The organism is Terracoccus sp. 273MFTsu3.1 (assembly GCF_000383675.1).
In the GTDB taxonomy this organism is placed as follows: domain Bacteria; phylum Actinomycetota; class Actinomycetes; order Actinomycetales; family Dermatophilaceae; genus Terrabacter.
Genome location: NZ_KB911820.1, coordinates 580,795 through 598,327 on the forward strand (window position 1 = coordinate 580,795; position 17,533 = coordinate 598,327).

Here is a 17,533-nt window from a genome sequence, read left to right on the forward strand (position 1 = left end):
GCGGCGCGGGGAACACGCCTCCCCGCGCCGCTCTGCCGCGTCACCCGAGGTTGTGGTCGAAGTCCATCCGGTGGGTGCCGTCGGCGTCGACCGTGAGGCGCACCGAGCCCTCGATGCCGACGAGCTCGCCGGTCCCGCTCCCGGGGACGATGAGGCCGTACTCGTGGGCACGGTCGGTGCCGCTGGTCGAGGCGGCGTGGACGAAGTTGAACGCACCGCGGCGTCCCGCCACGGTGCCTTCGAAGGACTCCATGGCGACGTACGTGCCGACGCCGGAGCTCTGGTCGAAGGCCGACGTGAACTGGGTGACGCTGCGGCCCTCGACGTCACCGGCATACGTCTTGCGCATCCGCAGGTGCCCGGTGGGCAGGGCCGTCGTCACGTCGGGGACGTAGTCGGTGACGTCGAAGTCGGACGTCGTGAAGGTCGAGGTGCTCAGCACGCGCGCATCCGGTTGTTGTGCGGCAGGTGCTCCACCTCGGCGAGACCGAGCTCCTCGAGCAGGGGCGGCAGGTACATCCCGACGCGCCCGCGGTAGCCCTTGCGCAGGCCGTACCAGCCACCCACGGGGTTGTCGGCCGAGCGGGCCCACGCCTCCACGGTCCCCTCCTTGGCCGGCTTCTGCTCGTCGGCCGCCCCGAGCGGGACCCAGTCGCCCTGCTCCCGGAGCCACGCGTGGAGGTCGTCGACGACCCGGGCGTCATAGGTCAGCCGCGTCGAGCCCACCTGGCAGACGAGCTGCGGCGGCTCGGTGCCGTCGTCGCGGTGCATCGTGTACTCGGAGGTGCCCGGCGGGGTGCGCAGGACCCACGGGTCGTCGGTGGTTCCGGTCCCGCTCACGGGGTCCTCCTGGCTCGGGGTCGTCGTCATCACCCTTTGTACTCCCGCGTCGTCAGGATGACGTCAAGATCGCGTCAGGATGCCGCCCGAGCAGCCCCCCGCCCCGAGCGCCGGGTGTTGTGTGGGGTCATGACCACTGACTGGCTGGCCGAGCACCGCGCATCGACGCGGTGGGCCGCCCTGCTCCTGCCGATCGTCGTGGGTGCCGGCCTCGGCCTGCTCCGCGACGGGATGAACCAGAGCACCGCCGCCATGGTGCTCGTCCTGACGGTCGTCGCGGCCGCCGCCACGGGTGACCGGGTCGCCGGGGTCGCCGCGGCGCTCGCGGCCGCCGGCGCCTTCGACTTCTTCCTCACCGAGCCGTTCTACTCGCTCTCGATCCACCACCGGGACGACCTCGAGCTCGCCCTGGCGCTCGTCGTCGTGGGTCTGGCCGTCACCGAGATCGCGCTCTGGGGCCGCCGCCAGCAGGCCGCCGCCCAGCGCCGGGACGGCTACATCTCCGGCCTGACCCAGCTGCTCGACCTGCCGCCCGACACGACGGAGGACGCCCGGTCGACGGCCATCGCGACCGCGATCACCACGGTGCTCGGCGCCGACCGGTGCACGTGGGACGCCGGCCGTCCCCGCTGGAACGACGCCGTCATCGGGGCGGACGGCCAGGTCAGCACGGGCGGGCGACGACTGCCCGTCGAGCGGGCCGGGCTGCCCACCGACGGCTACACGGCGGTCGTGGTCCGTCGTGGCACCGACGTCGTCGGCCACTTCCGCGTCACGGCCTCGACGCACGTCGTGCGGCCGACCGCCGAGCAGCTGCGGGTCGCCGTGCTCCTCGCGGACCGGATGGCCAACGCACGAGCGCCGCGGCCCGCCACCGAGGAGGGGATGGCGGGACACGGCGCAGGCGTGCAGGCGCGAGGAGCCGGCATCGTCGGCGACCCGTTCGCAACCCCTGAGTAACCTAGGGGCCCGCGAGCACCCGTTGGGTAAAGAGACGGTCAGGAATTCCTGAGACGCGGCTGGGAACGACGGAATCAGTCGACCTGCGACCTCAACCAGGCGATATCGGCCGTCTGGCCCTCGAGTCCGCCGGGTGTTTCGCACACGACGGGCGCCCCTGCCGCGCGAATGACGCCGGCGAGGGCCTCGCCCGCGATGTGCCCCGAGCCGAAGTTCGTGTGCCGGTCGGCGCCCGAGTCGAACTCGTCGCGCGAGTCGTTGGCGTGGACGAGGTCGATGCGTCCGGTGATGGCGCGCACCTCGTCGACGACGGTGCCGAGGTCGTTGCCGCCGGCGTGGGCGTGGCACGTGTCGAGGCAGAAGCCGACCTGGTCGCTGCCGGACGCCGAGCCGATGGCGTCCCAGAGGCGGGCGATGGCCTCGAGCCGGCGAGCCATGGCGTTGTCGCCGCCCGCGGTGTTCTCGATGAGGAGCGGCACGGGCAGGTCGAGGCCATCGATGCACTTGCGCCAGTTGTCGAAGCCCGTCGCGGCGTCCTCGTCGGCGCCGAGGTGGCCACCGTGCACGATGACACCCTTGGCGCCGATCTCGGCCGCGGCGGTCAGGTGCTGCTGGAGCAGCTTGCGGCCGGGGATGCGGATGCGGTTGTTGAGGCTCGCGACGTTGATCGGGTAGGGCGCGTGGACGTAGAGGTCGATGCCCGCGGCCTCGGCATCGGCCTTGAGCGCTGCCGCGCCACCGGCATACCGGATCACGGGGCCCTTGTAGCTCTGCGGGTCGCCGAGGAAGAGCTGCGAGAGCGACGCCCCGCGCGCCCTGGCCTCCGCGATGGGGTCCTCCTGGTCGACGTGCGCACCGATGTGTAGAGCCATGTCGCCAGCGTATGCCGCCCGGCCGACACCGATTTCCCGTGGCCGTGTCGAGACGGCGCGGGCTCGTTCGACGTGAGGGCATGACGACGACTTCGCAGCCCCAGACCCTGTCCACCTCGCGGCCGACCCGTCGGCAGTGGGTCGCCCTGGGCGTCCTCGCGCTGACGGCCCTGCTCCTCTCGCTCGACGTCAGCGTCCTCTACCTCGCGCTGCCCGAGCTGTCCGCCGACCTCGGCGCCAGCACGACCGAGCAGCTGTGGATGCTCGACATCTACTCCTTCGTCCTCGCCGGCTTCCTCGTGACGATGGGCGCGGTCGGTGACCGTATCGGCCGCAAGCGCCTCCTGCTCATCGGCGCCGTGGCCTTCGGCGTCGCGAGCGCGGCCGCCGCCTACGCCTCGAGCCCCGGTCAGCTGATCTTCTGGCGCGCCCTGCTCGGCATCGCGGGCGCCACGCTCATGCCGTCGACGATGGGCCTGATCCGGACGATCTTCACCGACGAGAAGGCGATGATGACGGCGATCGGTGTCTGGTACTCGTGCTTCATGGGCGGCATGGCCGTCGGTCCGCTCGTCGGCGGCGTCCTGCTCCAGCACTTCTGGTGGGGCTCGGCGTTCCTGCTCGGCGTCCCGTTCATGGTGTTGCTCGTCGTCGTCGGCCGTCGCGTGCTGCCGGAGTCCGACCGGCACGCCGGCGCCCCGGTCGACGTGGCCTCCTCGGTCCTGTCGCTGGCCGCGATCCTGCCGGTCATCTACGGCTTCAAGGAGATCGCCCGCGGCGGCGACACGACGACGGCACTCCTGACGATGTCGGCCGGCGCCGCCCTCGGCATCGTCTTCGTCCGCCGTCAGCGGCGCATCGCGAACCCGCTCGTCGACCTCACGCTCTTCCGCAGCCGTGCCTTCTCGACGGCGCTCGCGGTGATGCTCGTGGGCGGCGTGGTCATGGCGGGCGTGTCGTTCCTCTGCTCGCAGTGGCTGCAGCTCGTCGCGGGCCTCGACCCGCTCGGCGCGGGCCTCACGATGCTGCCGGCCAACATCGCCCTGCTCGTCGGTGCGTCCTCGTCGGCGCGGATCGCCCAGCGGCTCGGTACCGCCCGCACCATGGCCACCGGCCTGCTCGTCTGCGCCGTCGGACTCGCGCTCTACACCCAGGTCGGCCCGGCCCAGGGCCTCGGCCTGCTCGTCCTCGGCATGTGCCTGACCTCCTTCGGGATCATGCTCCCGTCGACACTGACGATGGGCGTCATGATGCAGTCGGCGCCGCCGGAGCGCGCCGGGTCGGTCGCCTCGATGTCGGAGACGTCGGGTGAGTTCGGGATCGCCGTCGGCATCGCCGGGCTGGGATCCCTCGCGACGTTCGTCTACCGCGACCAGCTGGCACCGTATTCCGACGCGCACAGCGGGAGCGCCGCCGCCCTCGACTCCCTGGCCGGCGCCGTCCGCGCGGCGACCACCCTGCCGGCCGAGGCCGCCCACGGGCTCGTCACCGCGGCCCAGGAGGCGTTCACGACCAGCCTCGCCGCCGTGGCCGGCGTGGGGGCCGCCCTCTTCGTGGTCTGCGCGGTCATCGCCCTGCGGGTCCTGCGCTCGCGCTGACCGTCTCGGGGAGGCGGGTTCCGGATGCTGACCACGCGTTGCATAACCTCTCCTTATGTAGTGCATAATGCGTGGATGAGTTCATCGCGCTTCCCCGCCGTCGTCGACGAGATCACGGTCCGGCTCATCGCCGCCGTCGTGCTCGTCATCGGCGTCGTCGCCCTCGCGACCCAGCAGTGGTGGCTCTACGCGGTCCTCGCGGTGGACTTCAGCCTGCGGGCCGCGCTCGGACCCCGGGTCAGCCCGATCGCCCGGCTCGTGCAGCGGTGGATCCGACCCGCCGTCTCCGCGCCGAAGCGACCGACGGCCGGCCCGCCCAAGCGGTTCGCGGCGGCCATCGGTGCGGTCATGACGGTCGCCGCGACCGCGCTCTGGGTGATCTCCCTCGTCACCGGCTCCACGGGCGTCATCGTCGCCGTCGTCGTCATCGGCGCGGTCATGGTGCTCTTTCCGGCGCTCGAGTCGATCCTCGGCATCTGCGTCGGCTGCATCCTCTTCTCGGGCCTCATGCGCCTCGGTGTCATCCCCGAGGAGGTCTGCCTCGAGTGCGCCGACATCACGAAGCGTCGCGAGCGCCTCGTCGCCGAGCGTGCGGGCCAGCAGGCGGCCTGACCGTCAGCCGGCCGCGGTCCGGAGCCTGTCGAGCAGCGGCCCGGCAGCCTCGTCGAGGAAACGGGCCTGGGCGTCCCCGCCGATCTGGACCAGCGCGATGTCGGTGAAGCCCGCCTCCCAGTAGGGGCGCACGGCCTCGACGATCGCGTCGAGGTCGGGTCCGCACGGGATCGAGGCGGCGACGTCCTCGGGGCGCACGAACTGGGTGGCTCCGGCGAAGCCGGCCGGGGTGGGCAGGTCGGCGTTGACCGACCAGCCCCCGCCGAACCACCGGAACTGCTCGTGGGCCCGGGCGACCGCCGCGTCGCGGTCGGGGTCCCAGCAGATCGGGATCTGGCCGATGGCGCGGGCCCCGGAGCCGATGCGCTCGGCGCCGTCGGTGCGGTTCCACGTCTCGACGAGCTCTGCCTCGGGCTGCACCGCGATCATGTGGTCGGCGAGCGGGGCGAGCCGCTCGATCGACGCGTCGCCGCTGACCGCCACGGCCACGGGGACGAGGATGTCCGGCAGGTCCCAGATGCGCGCCGAGTCGACGTCGAAGTACTCGCCGTGGTGGGTCACGAGCTCGCCGGAGTGCAGCTCGCGGATGATCTCGATGGCCTCGACGAGCATCTCCTGTCGGGTCACGACACCCGGCCATCCCTCGCCGACGACGTGCTCGTTGAGGCTCTCGCCGCTGCCGACACCCAGCGTGAAGCGGCCGTCGGAGAGCAGCTGCATCGTCGCCGACTTCTGGGCCACGACGGCCGGGTGGTAGCGCATCGTCGGACACGTCACGTAGGTCATGAGCTCGAGCCGCTCGGTGGCCTGCGCCACGGCGCCGAGCACGGACCACGCGTAGGGCGCGTGCCCCTGCTCGGTGAGCCAGGGGGAGTAGTGGTCGCTCGAGACCGCGAGGTCGAAGCCGACCTCCTCGGCGCGCACGGCCCAGCGGACGAGGTCCTTGGGGCCGCTCTGCTCGGTCATCAGGGTGTATCCGAAGTTCGTCACGCGAGGGACCTACCCATTCTCGAGGCACTGCGTGTACAGGGTCTGTCCACAGTTGTGGACAGGTCTGTGGATCGTGGGGCCCGTCGTCAGGACGGGCGGTGCCTCCCGAGGAAGGCGCGGATCGCCTCGCGCGGCTGGTCGCGCAGCTCGGTGCCGTGCGTGAACGCAGCGACGTCGTAGTCGAGCTCGCCGAGCAGGTGGGCGGTCTGCTGGGTCATCCGGAAGTCGGTGCAGAAGGCCTTGACGGGCCAGCGCAGGCCCATGACGTTGAAGATGGCGTCGCCCGTGATGAGCGTGCGCGACTCCTCGTGGAGCAGCGAGACGTGCCCGGGGGAGTGCCCGGGTGTGTGCACGACCCGGAGGCCGCCGGCGATCGGGAGCACCTCACCGTCCGTCATCTCGCGCTCGACGGTGAGGGGCTCGAAGTCGCGGCCGGGCCGCGAGAAGCGGTCGAGGAGGCGGCCGAGCCGGAAGCTGCGGTCGCGCGGCGGCGAGGACCCCTCGGCGGCGTAGGCCGCGTCGTCGTGGTGGATCGTGAAGCCACGTCCCGTCTCGCGGGCCACGTGCGCCGCCCCGCCCGCGTGGTCGGGGTGGGCGTGCGTCAGCAGGAGTCGGGTGACGTCGGCCGGGGCTGCTCCGATCGCGCCCAGGGCGGCGATGACCGTGGGCCCCGAGCGCGACAGGCCCATGTCGACGAGCGTCACCTGGCCGTCGTCGTCGCGCAGGATGAAGCCGTTGACGAGGTCGCGCACGAGCGGGATGCGCCAGACGTTCGGCGCGAGCGGAACCACGAGGTCCTTGGCCATGGGCCGACCCTAACCGTGACCGGTGCCGGGCGCCTGCGCTGTCGAAGGTCGGGTGATACGTGACGGGTGTGCGGGTAGGAGCCGAGGGTGGCGGTCGACGCCACCCAGAGCAAAGGAGGGCCACATGGCCAAGCGAGTCGCATTCCTCGTCGCGGGCGAGGGCATCGAGCAGGTCGAGCTGACCGAGCCGTGGAAGGCCGTCACCGACGCCGGGCACGAGGCCGTCGTCGTCAGCCCCGAGGCCGGCGAGGTGCAGATGTTCAACCACCTCGACAAGGGCGACACCAAGCCCGTCGACGTCACGGTCGCCGACGCAGCGGTCGAGGACTTCGACGCGCTCGTGCTGCCCGGCGGCGTCGCCAACCCCGACGCCCTCCGCACCGACGCCGATGCCGTCGCGCTCGTGCGCGACTTCGTCGCGTCCGGCCGGCCCGTCGCCGCGATCTGCCACGCCCCGTGGACCCTCATCGAGGCCGACGTCGTCAAGGGCCGCCGCCTCACCTCGTGGCCGAGCCTGCAGACCGACATCCGCAACGCAGGCGGAGAGTGGACCGACGAGTCGCTCGTCGTCGACGGCAACCTCATCACGAGCCGCAAGCCCGACGACCTGCCCGACTTCTGCGGCGCCGTCGTCGAGGCGCTCGAGCACGGCTCGGCGGCCGCCACGGCCGCACCGTCCGCCTGAGGGCCGACCTGAGGGCTCAGCCGAACCCGTGACGGGCCAGCGGGTGGAGCAGCTCGCGCTCCTCGTAGGCGAGGTGTGACAGGAGCGTGTCGGTGAGCAGGTCGAGGGCGCGCTGGATCTCGTCCAGCGCGTCCTCTCCGGCCCGGCCGTAGGACTCGGTCCCGACGAGCCCGACGAGGGCGTCGTCGACCTGCTCGAGGACGTCGGCGATGACGTGGTGCTCCTCCTCGAGCCGGTCGATGGCCGGGCCGAGGTCGGGCTCGGCGCCGCGCAGGTGCACGAAGATGCTCCGGTCCTCGAGGGTGTGGTGCCCGGTGACGAGGCGGCAGTACGTCTCGCAGTAGGCGCCGAGCGTCCAGTTGTTCTGCCGCATCGCCATCGTGTTGATGACCGACCGCGCGGCCCCGGTCGACATCGCGCCACGCCGCACCTGGCCGACGATGTCGCGCAGCTGGGCCAGCTCGCCCCGCAGGTGGTCGTGCACGTCGACGAGGTGCTGCGGGACGGCCTGCTCGGCGGCGGAGTATGCCGCGTGCTCGGGCTTGGCGGTCACGGGACGGTCGGCCTCCCGCCAGGGAAGGGTCGGGCTGAGTCGCACGCCGTCATCCGGTGTCGCGCGGACGGTGAGTGGGGCGCCGTCGACCGGGGCCGCCGAGGGCGGCGGGGTCGTTGGCTCCAGCGAGCCGACGCGGCCGTCGGCGCGCCGGGCGCGCTCGGCGTCGACGAGGTCGCGCACGGCTGGGGCGACCTCGGCGGCATACCGCCTCACGACGTCCGGGTCGTCGGTGCCGAGGACGAACGTGCCCATCCCGTCGGTCAGGGCGAGAGCGGCCAGCTGCTCGGCCCAGTCGTCGGCCGTGCCCCGGAGGAAGCCCCGGCCCGTGCCGAACGAGCCGAAGACGTTGTACATCCGGCGGATCGCCTGGGGGCCGCGACCTGCCCGCTCGGCGGCCTCGTCGATGACGGCGTTCATCCCCGGGAGGGCCTCGGGGTCGGCGTAGCCCAGGCTCGGCAGCCATCCGTCGGCGAGGCGGGCCGTGACCCGCAGCATGCGCGGCTTGTAGGCGCCGAGCCAGATCTCGACGGGGTGCACCGGGAAGGGTCCGGCGTGCATCCCCGTCACCGTGTAGTGCACGCCCGGGACGGTCACCGACCGCGCTCCCGGCTGGTCGGGGTCCTGGCCCCACACGCCGCGGATGATCCGGATCGCCTCGACGAGCGCGTCGACGGCCTCCGCCGGTGTGCGGCGCTCGCCGCCGGCCGCGACGATCGCGTCCCAGAAGGCGCCGGTGCCGAGACCGAGCTCGGCACGGCCGCCGCTGATGACGTCGAGGGTCGCGATGTGCTTGGCGAGCCCGACCGGAGGCCGGAGCGGCAGGTTGGCGACGTTGGCCGCGACGCGGATCGAGCTCGTGCGCGCTGCGACCGCCGTGAGCAGGGTGGACGTGTCGAGGTGCTTGGCGTTGTAGGGGTGGTCCTGCACCGTGAAGAGGTCGAGGCCCACGACGTCGGCGAGCTGGGCGAGCTCGAGCGTCTCGTGCACCCGGGACGCCTCGGGGCTCGCGAACACCCCGAACCGGAGCTCGTGCAGGTAGTCCATGCGGTCAGGGTGGCATACGCTCCGGGCCATGAACGGGGACGACGCTGCCGTCGAGGCGCTGCGGGCGCTGATCCGCATCCCGACGGTCTCCGACTGGGACCCTGCGCACGAGGACCGAGCCGTCTTCGAGGCGCTCCTCGCCGAGCTGCGCGAGCGCTTCCCGCGGCTGCACGCCGAGTGCGAGGTCGACCGCATCAGCGGAGACGCCCTGCTCGTGCGCTGGTCGGGCCGTACGCGTGAGGCGCCCGTTGTGCTCATGGCGCACCTCGACGTCGTCCCCGTCGACGACGCGTCGGTGTGGACGCACCCGCCGTTCGCGGCAGAGGTCGCCGACGGGCACGTCTGGGGCCGTGGGGCGCTCGACTGCAAGGGGTCGCTCGTCGCGACCTGTCAGGCGGTCGAGGAGCTCATCGCCGAGGGCATGACCCCGGGCCGGGACGTGTGGCTCTCGTTCGGCTGCAACGAGGAGGTGTCGGGGCGCGCCGCCAAGGACGCGGTCACGATCCTGCGCGAGCGAGGTGTCGACCCGTGGTTCGTCATCGACGAGGGCGGCGCCATCGTGCAGGGCGCTCTCCCGGGGGTCGAGGCGCCCATGGCCGTCATCGGCGTCTCCGAGAAGGGCACGGTCGACGTCGAGCTCACCGCGCGGGGCGATGGTGGCCACGCGTCCGCACCGCGCCGCATGGGCGCGACGAGTCGGCTCGCCCGCGCGATCCTGCGACTCGAGCGCAAGCCCTTCCCGAGCCATCTGCCCGACGCCACCGTCGACATGCTCGAGCGCGCCGGCGTCCATGCGCGGATGCCGTATGCCGCGGTCTTCGGTCGCGCGCGCCTGCTGCGGCCCGTGCTCTCCCGGGTCCTCCCGCGGCTCGGACACGAGACGGCGGCGCTGACCCGGACGACCGTCGCCGTGACCCAGCTCTCCGGGTCGCCGGGCGCCAACGTCATCGCCGCGACCGCGCGCGCCCACGTCAACATGCGGGTCATGGTCGGAGAGACCGTCGACGGCGCCATCGAGCGGATCCGCCGCACGGTCAAGGACCCCCACGTCGAGGTGACGCTGGTCAGCGGTGACGAGCCCAGCCCCGTGTCGCCGACGGACGACACGGCATACGCCCTCCTCGAGTCGACGGTGGGGGAGGTGTTCCCCGGGACGGTCGTGGTGCCGTACGTGATGCTCGCGGCCACTGACTCACGGCACTTCCACCGCATCTGGCCGCGGGTCTACCGCTTCACGCCGTTCCGGATGACCGACGCGCAGCGCTCCTCGATCCACGGCGTCGACGAGCGCATCGGCGTCACGGACCTCCTCGACGGCATCGCGTGGTACCGCCGCCTCATCGAACAGCTCTAGTCGAGTCAGCCTGAGAGAGAACGAGATCCGCATGTCAGACAGCACGGCCGTCTCCGACGCCGCCCGGGCCGTGGCCCGCAGCCCGATCACCAAGGTCGTCGGCTTCCTCATCTGCGTCGAGCTCGCGAGCGGCGTGCTGCAGGGCTACTACACCCCGATCTTCACCGACATCGCACGGCACTTGTCCATCAAGGACGCCGACGTCAACTGGTTCGAGGCCGCCCAGCTCATCGTGTCGGCGCTCGTCGTGCCGCTCCTCGCGCGGCTCGGCGACCTCATCGGGCACCGCAAGGTGCTGCTGCTCTCGACGGTCGTCACGGCGGCGGCCTCGTGGGGCGTCGCCTTCGCGCCGAGCTTCGGGCTCTTCCTCGTGGCGTGGGCGATCCAGGGCTTCTACGTCGTGTGGCTCCCGATGGAGGTCGCGATCATCCACCGCCGCACCGGTGGCTCCGAACGGCGCGTGCGGGGTGCTGCGGGACTGCTCGTGGCCGGGCTCGAGCTCGGGGTCATCGCCGGCGCCCTGACGAGCGGCGCCCTCGCCGAGTCGCTCGGCATGACCGCCCTGCTCGCGTTGCCGGCCGTCGTCGTGACCCTGGCTCTCGTCGCGATCTGGTTCGGTGTCGAGGAGTCTCCCGTGCTCGCCCACGGCACCGTCGACTGGCGTGGCTTCTGGCTCATCACCCTCGCCCTCGGTCTCGTCATGGGTGGCCTCGTCACGCTGCGCGTCCTCGGGCCGGGGAGCCCGTGGCCGTGGGTGCTCGTCCTGCTCGGCGCGGCCGCCTTCGTGCCCTTCGCACGGGTCGAGCTCGCCCACCCGGAGCCGCTCGTGGACCTGCGCATCCTCGGGGCGCGTGGCCAGTGGCCCGTCCAGGCGACAGCCTTCCTCTTCGGCGTCTCGGTGCTCGGGGCGCAGATCCCGCTGTCGACCTTCGCCCGCACCGACCCGGCCGTCACCGGCTACGGCCTCGGCGCCTCGGCGGGCAAGGTGTCGATCATCATCGGCGGCTACGTCCTGTCCCTCGCCGTCGGGGCCCTGTTGCTCCACCTGCTCGCACACCGGACGGGGACGCGGGTGGCCATGGTCGTGGCAGCGGTGCTCGTCGCGGTCGGCTACCTGCTCTTCCTGCCCTTTCACGACACCCTCGCCCAGACGATGACGAACATGGTCATCGCGGGACTCGGGTCCGGCGCGCTCGTCGCGGGACTGCCCACGGCCGCAGCCGCGCAGGCGCCACCGACCCACACCGGCCTGACCACGGGGATGACGAACACGACCAAGACGATCGGCGGAGCGTTCGCCTCGAGCGTCTTCGCCATTGCGCTCTCCTCGACGGGCACGGTCGACGCAGAGGCGACGGCCCACGCCTCACTCTCCGGCTACCTGACGGTCTGGGCGATCTGTGGCGTCACGGCCCTCGTCGCAGCGGTGTTCCTCGCGGTCGTGCGACCCGCCGGTGACCGGCCGGCTGTCGCCGTGCCCGGCTGACCACGTCGTCGTCGACCACGGTCAGGTGCTCGAGACGGCCGGGCCTCGATGGACGGGCCGGGGCGACACCATCGTCACTGCGGGGGTGGTGTCATGGAGTCATGGACATGCCGAAGCACAGCGACGCCGCCAAGGCCCACTTCCGGGGGCTCGTGAGTGACGGGCCAGGGGTCGAGGTCAAGCCGATGTTCGGCAGCCTCGGGGCCTTCGTCAACGGCAACATGTTTGCCGGGCTGTTCGGCGAGAACATCGGCGTGAAGCTCGACGCGGCTGGGCTCGAGGAGCTGCGAGCGGTGCCGGGCAGCGGCCCCTTCGGCCCGGCCGGCCGTCCGATGGGCGGCTACCTGTCCCTGCCCCACGACCTCGACGACGCTGCCCTGACCGCCTGGGTCGAACGTGCCCGTGACCACGTCGCGACGCTCCCGCCCAAGGTCAAGAAACCGAACACGTAGCCATGGTGGCCGCCAGCGAACCCAGCGAACCCACTCACTCGGACGACACCGAGCCGGTCTCTCGGTCCGAGCTGCGCACGCTCGTCGGCGACGAGCCTGGGGTCGAGCTGCGCCCGATGTTCGGCACCCTCGCCGCGCTCGTCGACGGGCACGTCTTCGCCGTCGCTATGGGCGACCTCATCGGGGTGAAGCTCGGTCCGGACGCGCTGGCTGAGCTCGCCGCCCTGCCGGGGTCGGAGATCCTGACGATGGGCACTCGGCGGATGAAGGCGTACCGAAGCCTCCCCGCGGGCATCCCTGACGCGGAACGCCGAGCCTGGCTCACGCGGGCGCGTCTCCACGTCGCACGCCAGCACTCCTGACGCTCGTTCCCGACGCCGTGCAGCTGACGCACCCGTGACGCGGTGCAGCTGACGCGCTCGTGACGCGCGCTCGTGACGCGGTGCAGCTGGTGTCTGCTCGCTGGCGGGGCCGTTCAGAAGGGTGGCGGGTCGAGCTCGACCAGCAGGGTCTCTCCGGAAGCGCGTCGGGGTCGCAAGACGTCGCGCGCGTCATCGGGTGGTGTCATCGACGTGCGGGGTCGAGGGGGCGGGCCCGGTGGGTCGATGCCGTCGCGCCAGTTCTTGGGGTGGGTGGTGTAGGTGCGGCCGGTGAGGGTGGTCCAGGTGAGGCCGTCGTCGGGGCTCGGGGCGCAGGTCCAGGTGCCGTCGGTCTTGAGGTTGTGGTGGAGGCGGTGCTTGGCGTGGAGGTTGTCGATGCTGGTGGGGCCGGTGGGCCAGGGGGTCTCGTGGTCGAGGTCGCAGCGGGTGGCGGGGACGTGGCAGCCAGGTCCGCGGCAGATCCCGTCGACGGCCTGGACGTGCTCGACCATGGCGGGGGTGGGTCGGTAGCTGCGGGTCGGGCGGGAGATCGCTCGTCCGGTGCGGATGTCGACGGGCAGGGTGGCCCAGAGCGAGCCGGGGCGGGTGATGATCTCGCGGGCGTGGCCGGCGGTGACCCAGCCGTGGCCGGGCAGCTCGCAGGCGGTGTCGGTCTGGCCGGTGGCGACCTCGAAGGGGACGACGATCCACGCCAGCGCCGCCGCCTGCCCAGAGTCGTCGCCCGCCCCGTGGCCGGACGCGGTCCCGGACGCGGTTCCGGGCGCGCCACGTAGGAGGGCGGTGGTGGCGAGGTCGGCGCGGAGCTGGTCGAGGCTGCGCGGGTCGCCCGCGCCGCGCAGGCGGCGGGCGGTGGTGTCGAGGCGGTCCATGACCGCGGTGATGGTCGCGGCGTCGGTGGTGACGGTCAGGCAGCCCGTCCCGTCGCCGGTCAGCCGGGCGAACACCCCGCGCCGGGACCGGGCGTGCGCGCGCCGCTGGGCGGCGCCGCGGGCATCGACCGAGGCGACGGCCCGCCGGAGCCGGGCGGTGAAGGTGCGTTGCGCGACGGGCTGCCCGTCGCGGGTCGGGGCGAGCACGGCCTGCGCGACGGTGGTGACGTCCGTGTCGGGCAGCGCCGCGGTGTCGGAGGCGACCTGCAGGGCCCGGTGCAGCGACATCGCCCCCGAGCGCAGCGCGTCGAGGGCGACCCGGTGCCGCCGGGGTGCGGTGGCCAGGGAGAGCCGGCGGGCGACCTCACCGACGCCGACACCGGTCGCGAGCGCGATCTCCTCGGTGACGACCCGCTCAGGCAAGACCCGGGCCGAGACCCGGGCCGCCGCCCCGGCGGGCAGGGCGTCGATCTGCTGGGCCTCGATCGTGGCCAACGCGCCGTACGCGGCGAGCAGGTCGGCCTCCAGACGCGCCTTGGCGACCTCGAGCGCCTGGATCTGATCCAGCACCCGCTCCCCGGCCCGCGCCAACCCCTCCAACGCCATCGCCGCGGCCGCCCGCTCACCCTCGGCCACCGGCGCAAGATCGCGCCGACCTCCAGCGGGCTCGACGGCGTGCTCGCGAGCCGAGCTCCGAACGGGCACCCGGGCAGCGGCACGCGCAGCAGCGGACGCTGTCGCTCGCGCAGCCGCGGACGCTGTCGCCCGCGCAGGACCCGAGGCGCGGCCCGGCCCAGCACCCACCGAGGCCAAGGATGCAGGTCCCGAAGGAGGAGCCGACACGGGTTCGAGGGTGGCGGTCGGCTCGTTGCCGGACGGTGGGGGAGACCCGGCAGCGGCATGCAGGCGCGACAGGAGGGTACCGAAAGCGTGGGCGAGATGGTCCGGGTCGGCGGACCACTCCACGCGCAGCACCGGCCAGCGACCAGCCGAGAGCACGCTGTGGCGCTCGGGTGGCGTCGGGGTGTAGGGCACGCGAGGCTCCTCCGGATGGGGGTTCAGTCCATCAATTAGAACATGTGTTCGAACGCAACGCAAGGGATGGACGCCAGCTGTGGACAACGAATTCCTCTCGCCCGCAGCGGAACTCGACAGGTAGTCAACAGCCGTGCCGGCCTAGGTCGTCCGCGTCGGCGTCCGCACGTAGGGTCACCGCATGGCGCGCAGCAAGCTCACGGTGACCGGCACCCCGGTCGGGGACGTCGAGATCGCGGTGGTCACCCCGATCGGCACGCGCCGCGACCAACCGCTCCCGCTGCTCGTCGCCCACGACGGCCCGGAGTACTCCCGCCGCGCCCACCTCCTCTCCGTCCTCAGGGCCGCGACGGAGGCCGGGCGCGTCCCGCCGACCCGCGTCGTCCTGCTCGAGCCCGGCCCGCGCAACGAGCGGTATGCCGCCAACCCCCTCTGGGCCGAAGCGCTCACCGAGCACGTGCTCCCGACCGTCGGGACGGCATACGCCATCGACGGGAGGCCGACCCTCATGGGAGCGAGCCTGGGGGCGCTCGCCTCGCTCCAGGCGGAGTGGTTGCACCCGGGGACGTTCGGAGGGCTCTTCCTGCAGTCCGGGTCCTTCTTCCGCAAGCGCGTCGACGACGAGGAGGACTTCGAGTTCTGGGACCGCGTCACGACGTTCGTGACCAACGTCAGGCGGGTCCGGCGGCGACGCACCGACGCGCGCATCGTCATGACGTGCGGCACCGCGGAGGGCAACCTGACGAACAACCGCCAGATGGCGCAGACCCTTGCCGCGAGCGGCCACGACGTGTCGTTCACCGAGCTGCCGGGGCGCCACTACTGGCGCTCGTGGGAGGCGGCCTTCGACCCGTGCCTCCTCGACCTGCTCGGCCGCCCCGGCACCCGCTGACCGGCGACAGATGCCGCCGTTCCTGCAAGGATCGCAGTCGATGACCCGACCCCCGACGGTAGGAGCACCACGATGACCGACACCGCACAGCAGGACCCGTCCGCCGCATCGAGCACCTCGTCGACGAGGACGCACCTCGTGGGTCTCCTGCTCGGAGCCGAGGAGGACTGGCCCACCGCCTTCGAGGCGTTGCTCGCGCTCGTCGGACCCATCACGACCGACGACGGCGTCACCCACGAGCTGACGAGCGAGCGCCTCACGATCGAGCCGTTCGACCTGCGCCAGCCGGTGCGCACCGAGCTCGTCATCGACCGCCTCGCGTACTGGTACTACCACCCGCGCGAGTGGCTCAAGAAGGCCGCGCTGATGAACGACACCTACCTGCTCAACAGCCCCTTCACCTTCCAGTCCATGGAGAAGCACAGCGCCTACGTGGCCCTGATGCGCTTGGGGCTCAAGGTCCCCGAGACGTGGCTCGTGCCCTACAAGCACCCCGTCGACAACGTCCGCTGGGCCTACACGTCCGCGAAGTACAACCGTCCGTTCGACCTCAAGGCGATCGCCAACCGGCTCGGCTACCCGATGTACATGAAGCCCTTCGACGGCGGCGGCTGGCGCGGTGTCTCCCGGATCAACGACGAGAAGGACCTCGTCAAGGCCTACGACGAGTCCGGCGAGATGCTGATGCACCTGCAGTCGACGATCGAGTACGACCACTTCGCCCGGGCCCTGTCGATCGGTCCCGAGACGATGGTCATGGACTTCCGGCCCGAGCAGCCGATGCACAACCGGTATGCCGTGAGCTACGACTTCCTGTCACCGTCGGCCGGCAAGCAGACCGCGGCCATCAGCCGCATCGTCAACGCGATGTTCGGCTGGGAGTTCAACTCGTGCGAGATGCTCGTCAAGGGTGACGACGTCTACCCGATCGACTACGCCAACGCCTGCCCCGACGTCGCCGTCACGTCGCTGCACTACTACTTCCCGTGGGCCATCAAGGCGCTCGTGCGGTGGTCGACCTTCTGCGTCATCACCGGTCGCCGCGGTCCGATGGACCTCGAGATGCGCCGCTACTTCGACGTCGCCGACCGGGACGACCTCACCGACGAGGAGAAGCTCGACGCGTTCCTGGCGATCGCCGACGAGTACTTCGACACGGCCGCCTACTGGGCGTGGTGCGAGCGGCACCTGCCGCACCTCGACGCCGCGGTGCTCGAGTGGGTGCAGTCCGACGTCTTCGCCAACCTGCTCCGCTCGACGGTCGTCACGACCTACCCGGCACACGAACGCGACCGGTTCATGGCCCACTTCGGCGGCCTCATCGGCCTGTGGGTCACGGACGAGAAGGCTCGGTTCGGGATCTCCTAGCCGATCGAGCCACCGATGCCCGCGACGAGGTTGATCGTCGCGGCGATGACGATGGTGCCGTAGAGGTAGGCGAGCAGCGTGTGCCCGAGCACCACCCGGCGCACGTCCGAGCTCTTGAGGTCGGTGTCCGAGACCTGGTAGGCCATGCCGAGGTTGAAGGAGAAGTAGGCGAAGTCCGAGAAGGTCGGGTCCTCGTCCTGGTTGAAGTCGATGGGTGGGCGCGGGCTCGCGTAGTAGACGCGGGCGTAGCGCAGCACGTAGACGGTGTGGACGCAGAGCCAGCCGACCGCGACCGCGCCGACCCCGACGACCGCGTCGACGACCTCGGCGCCGCCGAGGGCGCGCCCGCCGACGAGGAGGATCGTCACGCCTGCGAGGCTGGCCAGCCCGACGAGGATGACGACGACGTCGTACCACGCGGCATCGCCGTCGCGGCCCTGCACCTTCTCCCGCGTCGCGGGAGCGTCGTGGCCGAGGATGTGGACGAGCAGCGGCACGGCGAAGGCGAGCCCGGCGACGACGAAGCCGGAGAGCCCGTGGACGAGGAAGCCGTGCGCGGGCCCCAGCGGCACGAAGACCCCGGCGAGCACCCCGACGAGGACGGCGAGTGCGAGACGACGTCGGATGGTGGGCACCTTCGGAGGCTACCGCCGCACGGACCCCCGAGGCTGGACGCCGGCTGGTGGTGCGCTGGTGGTCGGCTGGGTGCCGGGTCGGGGTATGTCACGCATCGG

At 72.0% G+C, this 17,533-nt stretch carries 18 protein-coding genes; 10 read left to right on the top strand and 8 right to left on the bottom strand.

What is annotated here, in order from left to right; all coding sequences use genetic code 11:
* Positions 1–40: 40 nt before the first annotated feature.
* Positions 41–442, bottom strand: a complete 402-nt coding sequence (locus H283_RS0102680; RefSeq protein WP_020141970.1) for a DUF3224 domain-containing protein — start codon at positions 440–442, stop codon at positions 41–43.
* Positions 436–870 (bottom strand): DUF6855 family protein, encoded by a 435-nt coding sequence (locus H283_RS0102685; RefSeq protein ID WP_020141971.1) that lies wholly within the window; start codon positions 868–870, stop codon positions 436–438. The genes H283_RS0102680 and H283_RS0102685 overlap by 7 nt, the downstream gene beginning before the upstream one ends.
* Positions 871–969: 99 nt before the next feature.
* Here H283_RS0102685 and H283_RS23810 point away from each other — a divergent pair, with 99 nt between their 5' ends.
* Positions 970–1,800: a DUF4118 domain-containing protein gene (locus H283_RS23810; RefSeq protein ID WP_020141972.1), complete on the top strand. Its 831-nt coding sequence runs from the start codon at positions 970–972 to the stop codon at positions 1,798–1,800.
* 74 nt (positions 1,801–1,874) lie between these two features.
* Here the strand turns inward: H283_RS23810 and H283_RS0102695 are convergent, their stop codons facing one another.
* Complete coding sequence (locus tag H283_RS0102695; RefSeq protein ID WP_020141973.1) at positions 1,875–2,672, bottom strand: deoxyribonuclease IV; 798 nt, start codon at positions 2,670–2,672, stop codon at positions 1,875–1,877.
* 80 nt (positions 2,673–2,752) lie between these two features.
* Here H283_RS0102695 and H283_RS0102700 point away from each other — a divergent pair, with 80 nt between their 5' ends.
* Together H283_RS0102700 and H283_RS0102705 are read left to right on the top strand one after the other, a co-directional pair.
* Entirely contained in the window at positions 2,753–4,270 is a 1,518-nt protein-coding gene (locus H283_RS0102700) for an MFS transporter (protein WP_020141974.1), read from the top strand.
* A gap of 75 nt (positions 4,271–4,345) precedes the next feature.
* A complete protein-coding gene (locus H283_RS0102705) occupies positions 4,346–4,882 on the top strand; it encodes a DUF4395 domain-containing protein (protein ID WP_020141975.1) in 537 nt (178 codons plus the stop codon).
* Between the two features lie 3 nt (positions 4,883–4,885).
* On the opposite strand, the gene H283_RS0102710 is transcribed toward H283_RS0102705, so the two are convergent.
* Together H283_RS0102710 and H283_RS0102715 are read right to left on the bottom strand one after the other, a co-directional pair.
* Positions 4,886–5,872: an LLM class F420-dependent oxidoreductase gene (locus H283_RS0102710; RefSeq protein ID WP_020141976.1), complete on the bottom strand. Its 987-nt coding sequence runs from the start codon at positions 5,870–5,872 to the stop codon at positions 4,886–4,888.
* 86 nt (positions 5,873–5,958) lie between these two features.
* Positions 5,959–6,678, bottom strand: a complete 720-nt coding sequence (locus tag H283_RS0102715) for an MBL fold metallo-hydrolase (protein ID WP_020141977.1) — start codon at positions 6,676–6,678, stop codon at positions 5,959–5,961.
* A 124-nt stretch (positions 6,679–6,802) separates the two neighbouring features.
* Here H283_RS0102715 and H283_RS0102720 point away from each other — a divergent pair, with 124 nt between their 5' ends.
* The gene (locus tag H283_RS0102720; protein ID WP_020141978.1) at positions 6,803–7,363 is read left to right on the top strand and encodes a type 1 glutamine amidotransferase domain-containing protein; all 561 of its coding nucleotides are present in this window, start codon (positions 6,803–6,805) and stop codon (positions 7,361–7,363) included.
* A gap of 16 nt (positions 7,364–7,379) precedes the next feature.
* Here the strand turns inward: H283_RS0102720 and H283_RS0102725 are convergent, their stop codons facing one another.
* A complete protein-coding gene (locus H283_RS0102725) occupies positions 7,380–8,963 on the bottom strand; it encodes an LLM class flavin-dependent oxidoreductase (RefSeq protein WP_020141979.1) in 1,584 nt (527 codons plus the stop codon).
* 28 nt (positions 8,964–8,991) lie between these two features.
* Here H283_RS0102725 and H283_RS0102730 point away from each other — a divergent pair, with 28 nt between their 5' ends.
* The 4 genes from H283_RS0102730 (at position 8,992) to H283_RS0102745 (ending at position 12,617) form a co-directional block, all read left to right on the top strand.
* Complete coding sequence (locus H283_RS0102730) at positions 8,992–10,317, top strand: M20/M25/M40 family metallo-hydrolase (protein ID WP_020141980.1); 1,326 nt, start codon at positions 8,992–8,994, stop codon at positions 10,315–10,317.
* 31 nt (positions 10,318–10,348) lie between these two features.
* On the top strand, positions 10,349–11,803 hold the full coding sequence (locus H283_RS0102735) for an MFS transporter (protein ID WP_020141981.1): 1,455 nt from the start codon (positions 10,349–10,351) through the stop codon (positions 11,801–11,803).
* A gap of 101 nt (positions 11,804–11,904) precedes the next feature.
* The gene (locus H283_RS0102740; RefSeq protein ID WP_020141982.1) at positions 11,905–12,255 is read left to right on the top strand and encodes a TfoX/Sxy family protein; all 351 of its coding nucleotides are present in this window, start codon (positions 11,905–11,907) and stop codon (positions 12,253–12,255) included.
* A gap of 2 nt (positions 12,256–12,257) precedes the next feature.
* Positions 12,258–12,617 carry a TfoX/Sxy family protein gene (locus H283_RS0102745; protein WP_020141983.1) on the top strand — a complete coding sequence of 120 codons (360 nt, stop codon included), beginning with the start codon at positions 12,258–12,260 and terminating at the stop codon, positions 12,615–12,617.
* Positions 12,618–12,730: 113 nt separating this feature from the next.
* Here H283_RS0102745 and H283_RS26435 read toward each other — a convergent pair whose 3' ends face one another.
* On the bottom strand, positions 12,731–14,140 hold the full coding sequence (locus H283_RS26435; RefSeq protein ID WP_231372212.1) for an HNH endonuclease signature motif containing protein: 1,410 nt from the start codon (positions 14,138–14,140) through the stop codon (positions 12,731–12,733).
* Between the two features lie 580 nt (positions 14,141–14,720).
* Between H283_RS26435 and H283_RS23820 the strand changes: the two genes are divergently transcribed.
* Positions 14,721–15,431 carry an esterase family protein gene (locus H283_RS23820; RefSeq protein ID WP_020141985.1) on the top strand — a complete coding sequence of 237 codons (711 nt, stop codon included), beginning with the start codon at positions 14,721–14,723 and terminating at the stop codon, positions 15,429–15,431.
* A 72-nt stretch (positions 15,432–15,503) separates the two neighbouring features.
* A complete protein-coding gene (locus H283_RS0102760) occupies positions 15,504–16,799 on the top strand; it encodes a RimK family alpha-L-glutamate ligase (protein WP_020141986.1) in 1,296 nt (431 codons plus the stop codon).
* Here the strand turns inward: H283_RS0102760 and H283_RS0102765 are convergent.
* On the bottom strand, positions 16,796–17,434 hold the full coding sequence (locus H283_RS0102765; RefSeq protein WP_020141987.1) for a DUF1345 domain-containing protein: 639 nt from the start codon (positions 17,432–17,434) through the stop codon (positions 16,796–16,798). The two genes, H283_RS0102760 and H283_RS0102765, sit on opposite strands and share 4 nt — an antisense overlap.
* Positions 17,435–17,533 lie beyond the last annotated feature (99 nt).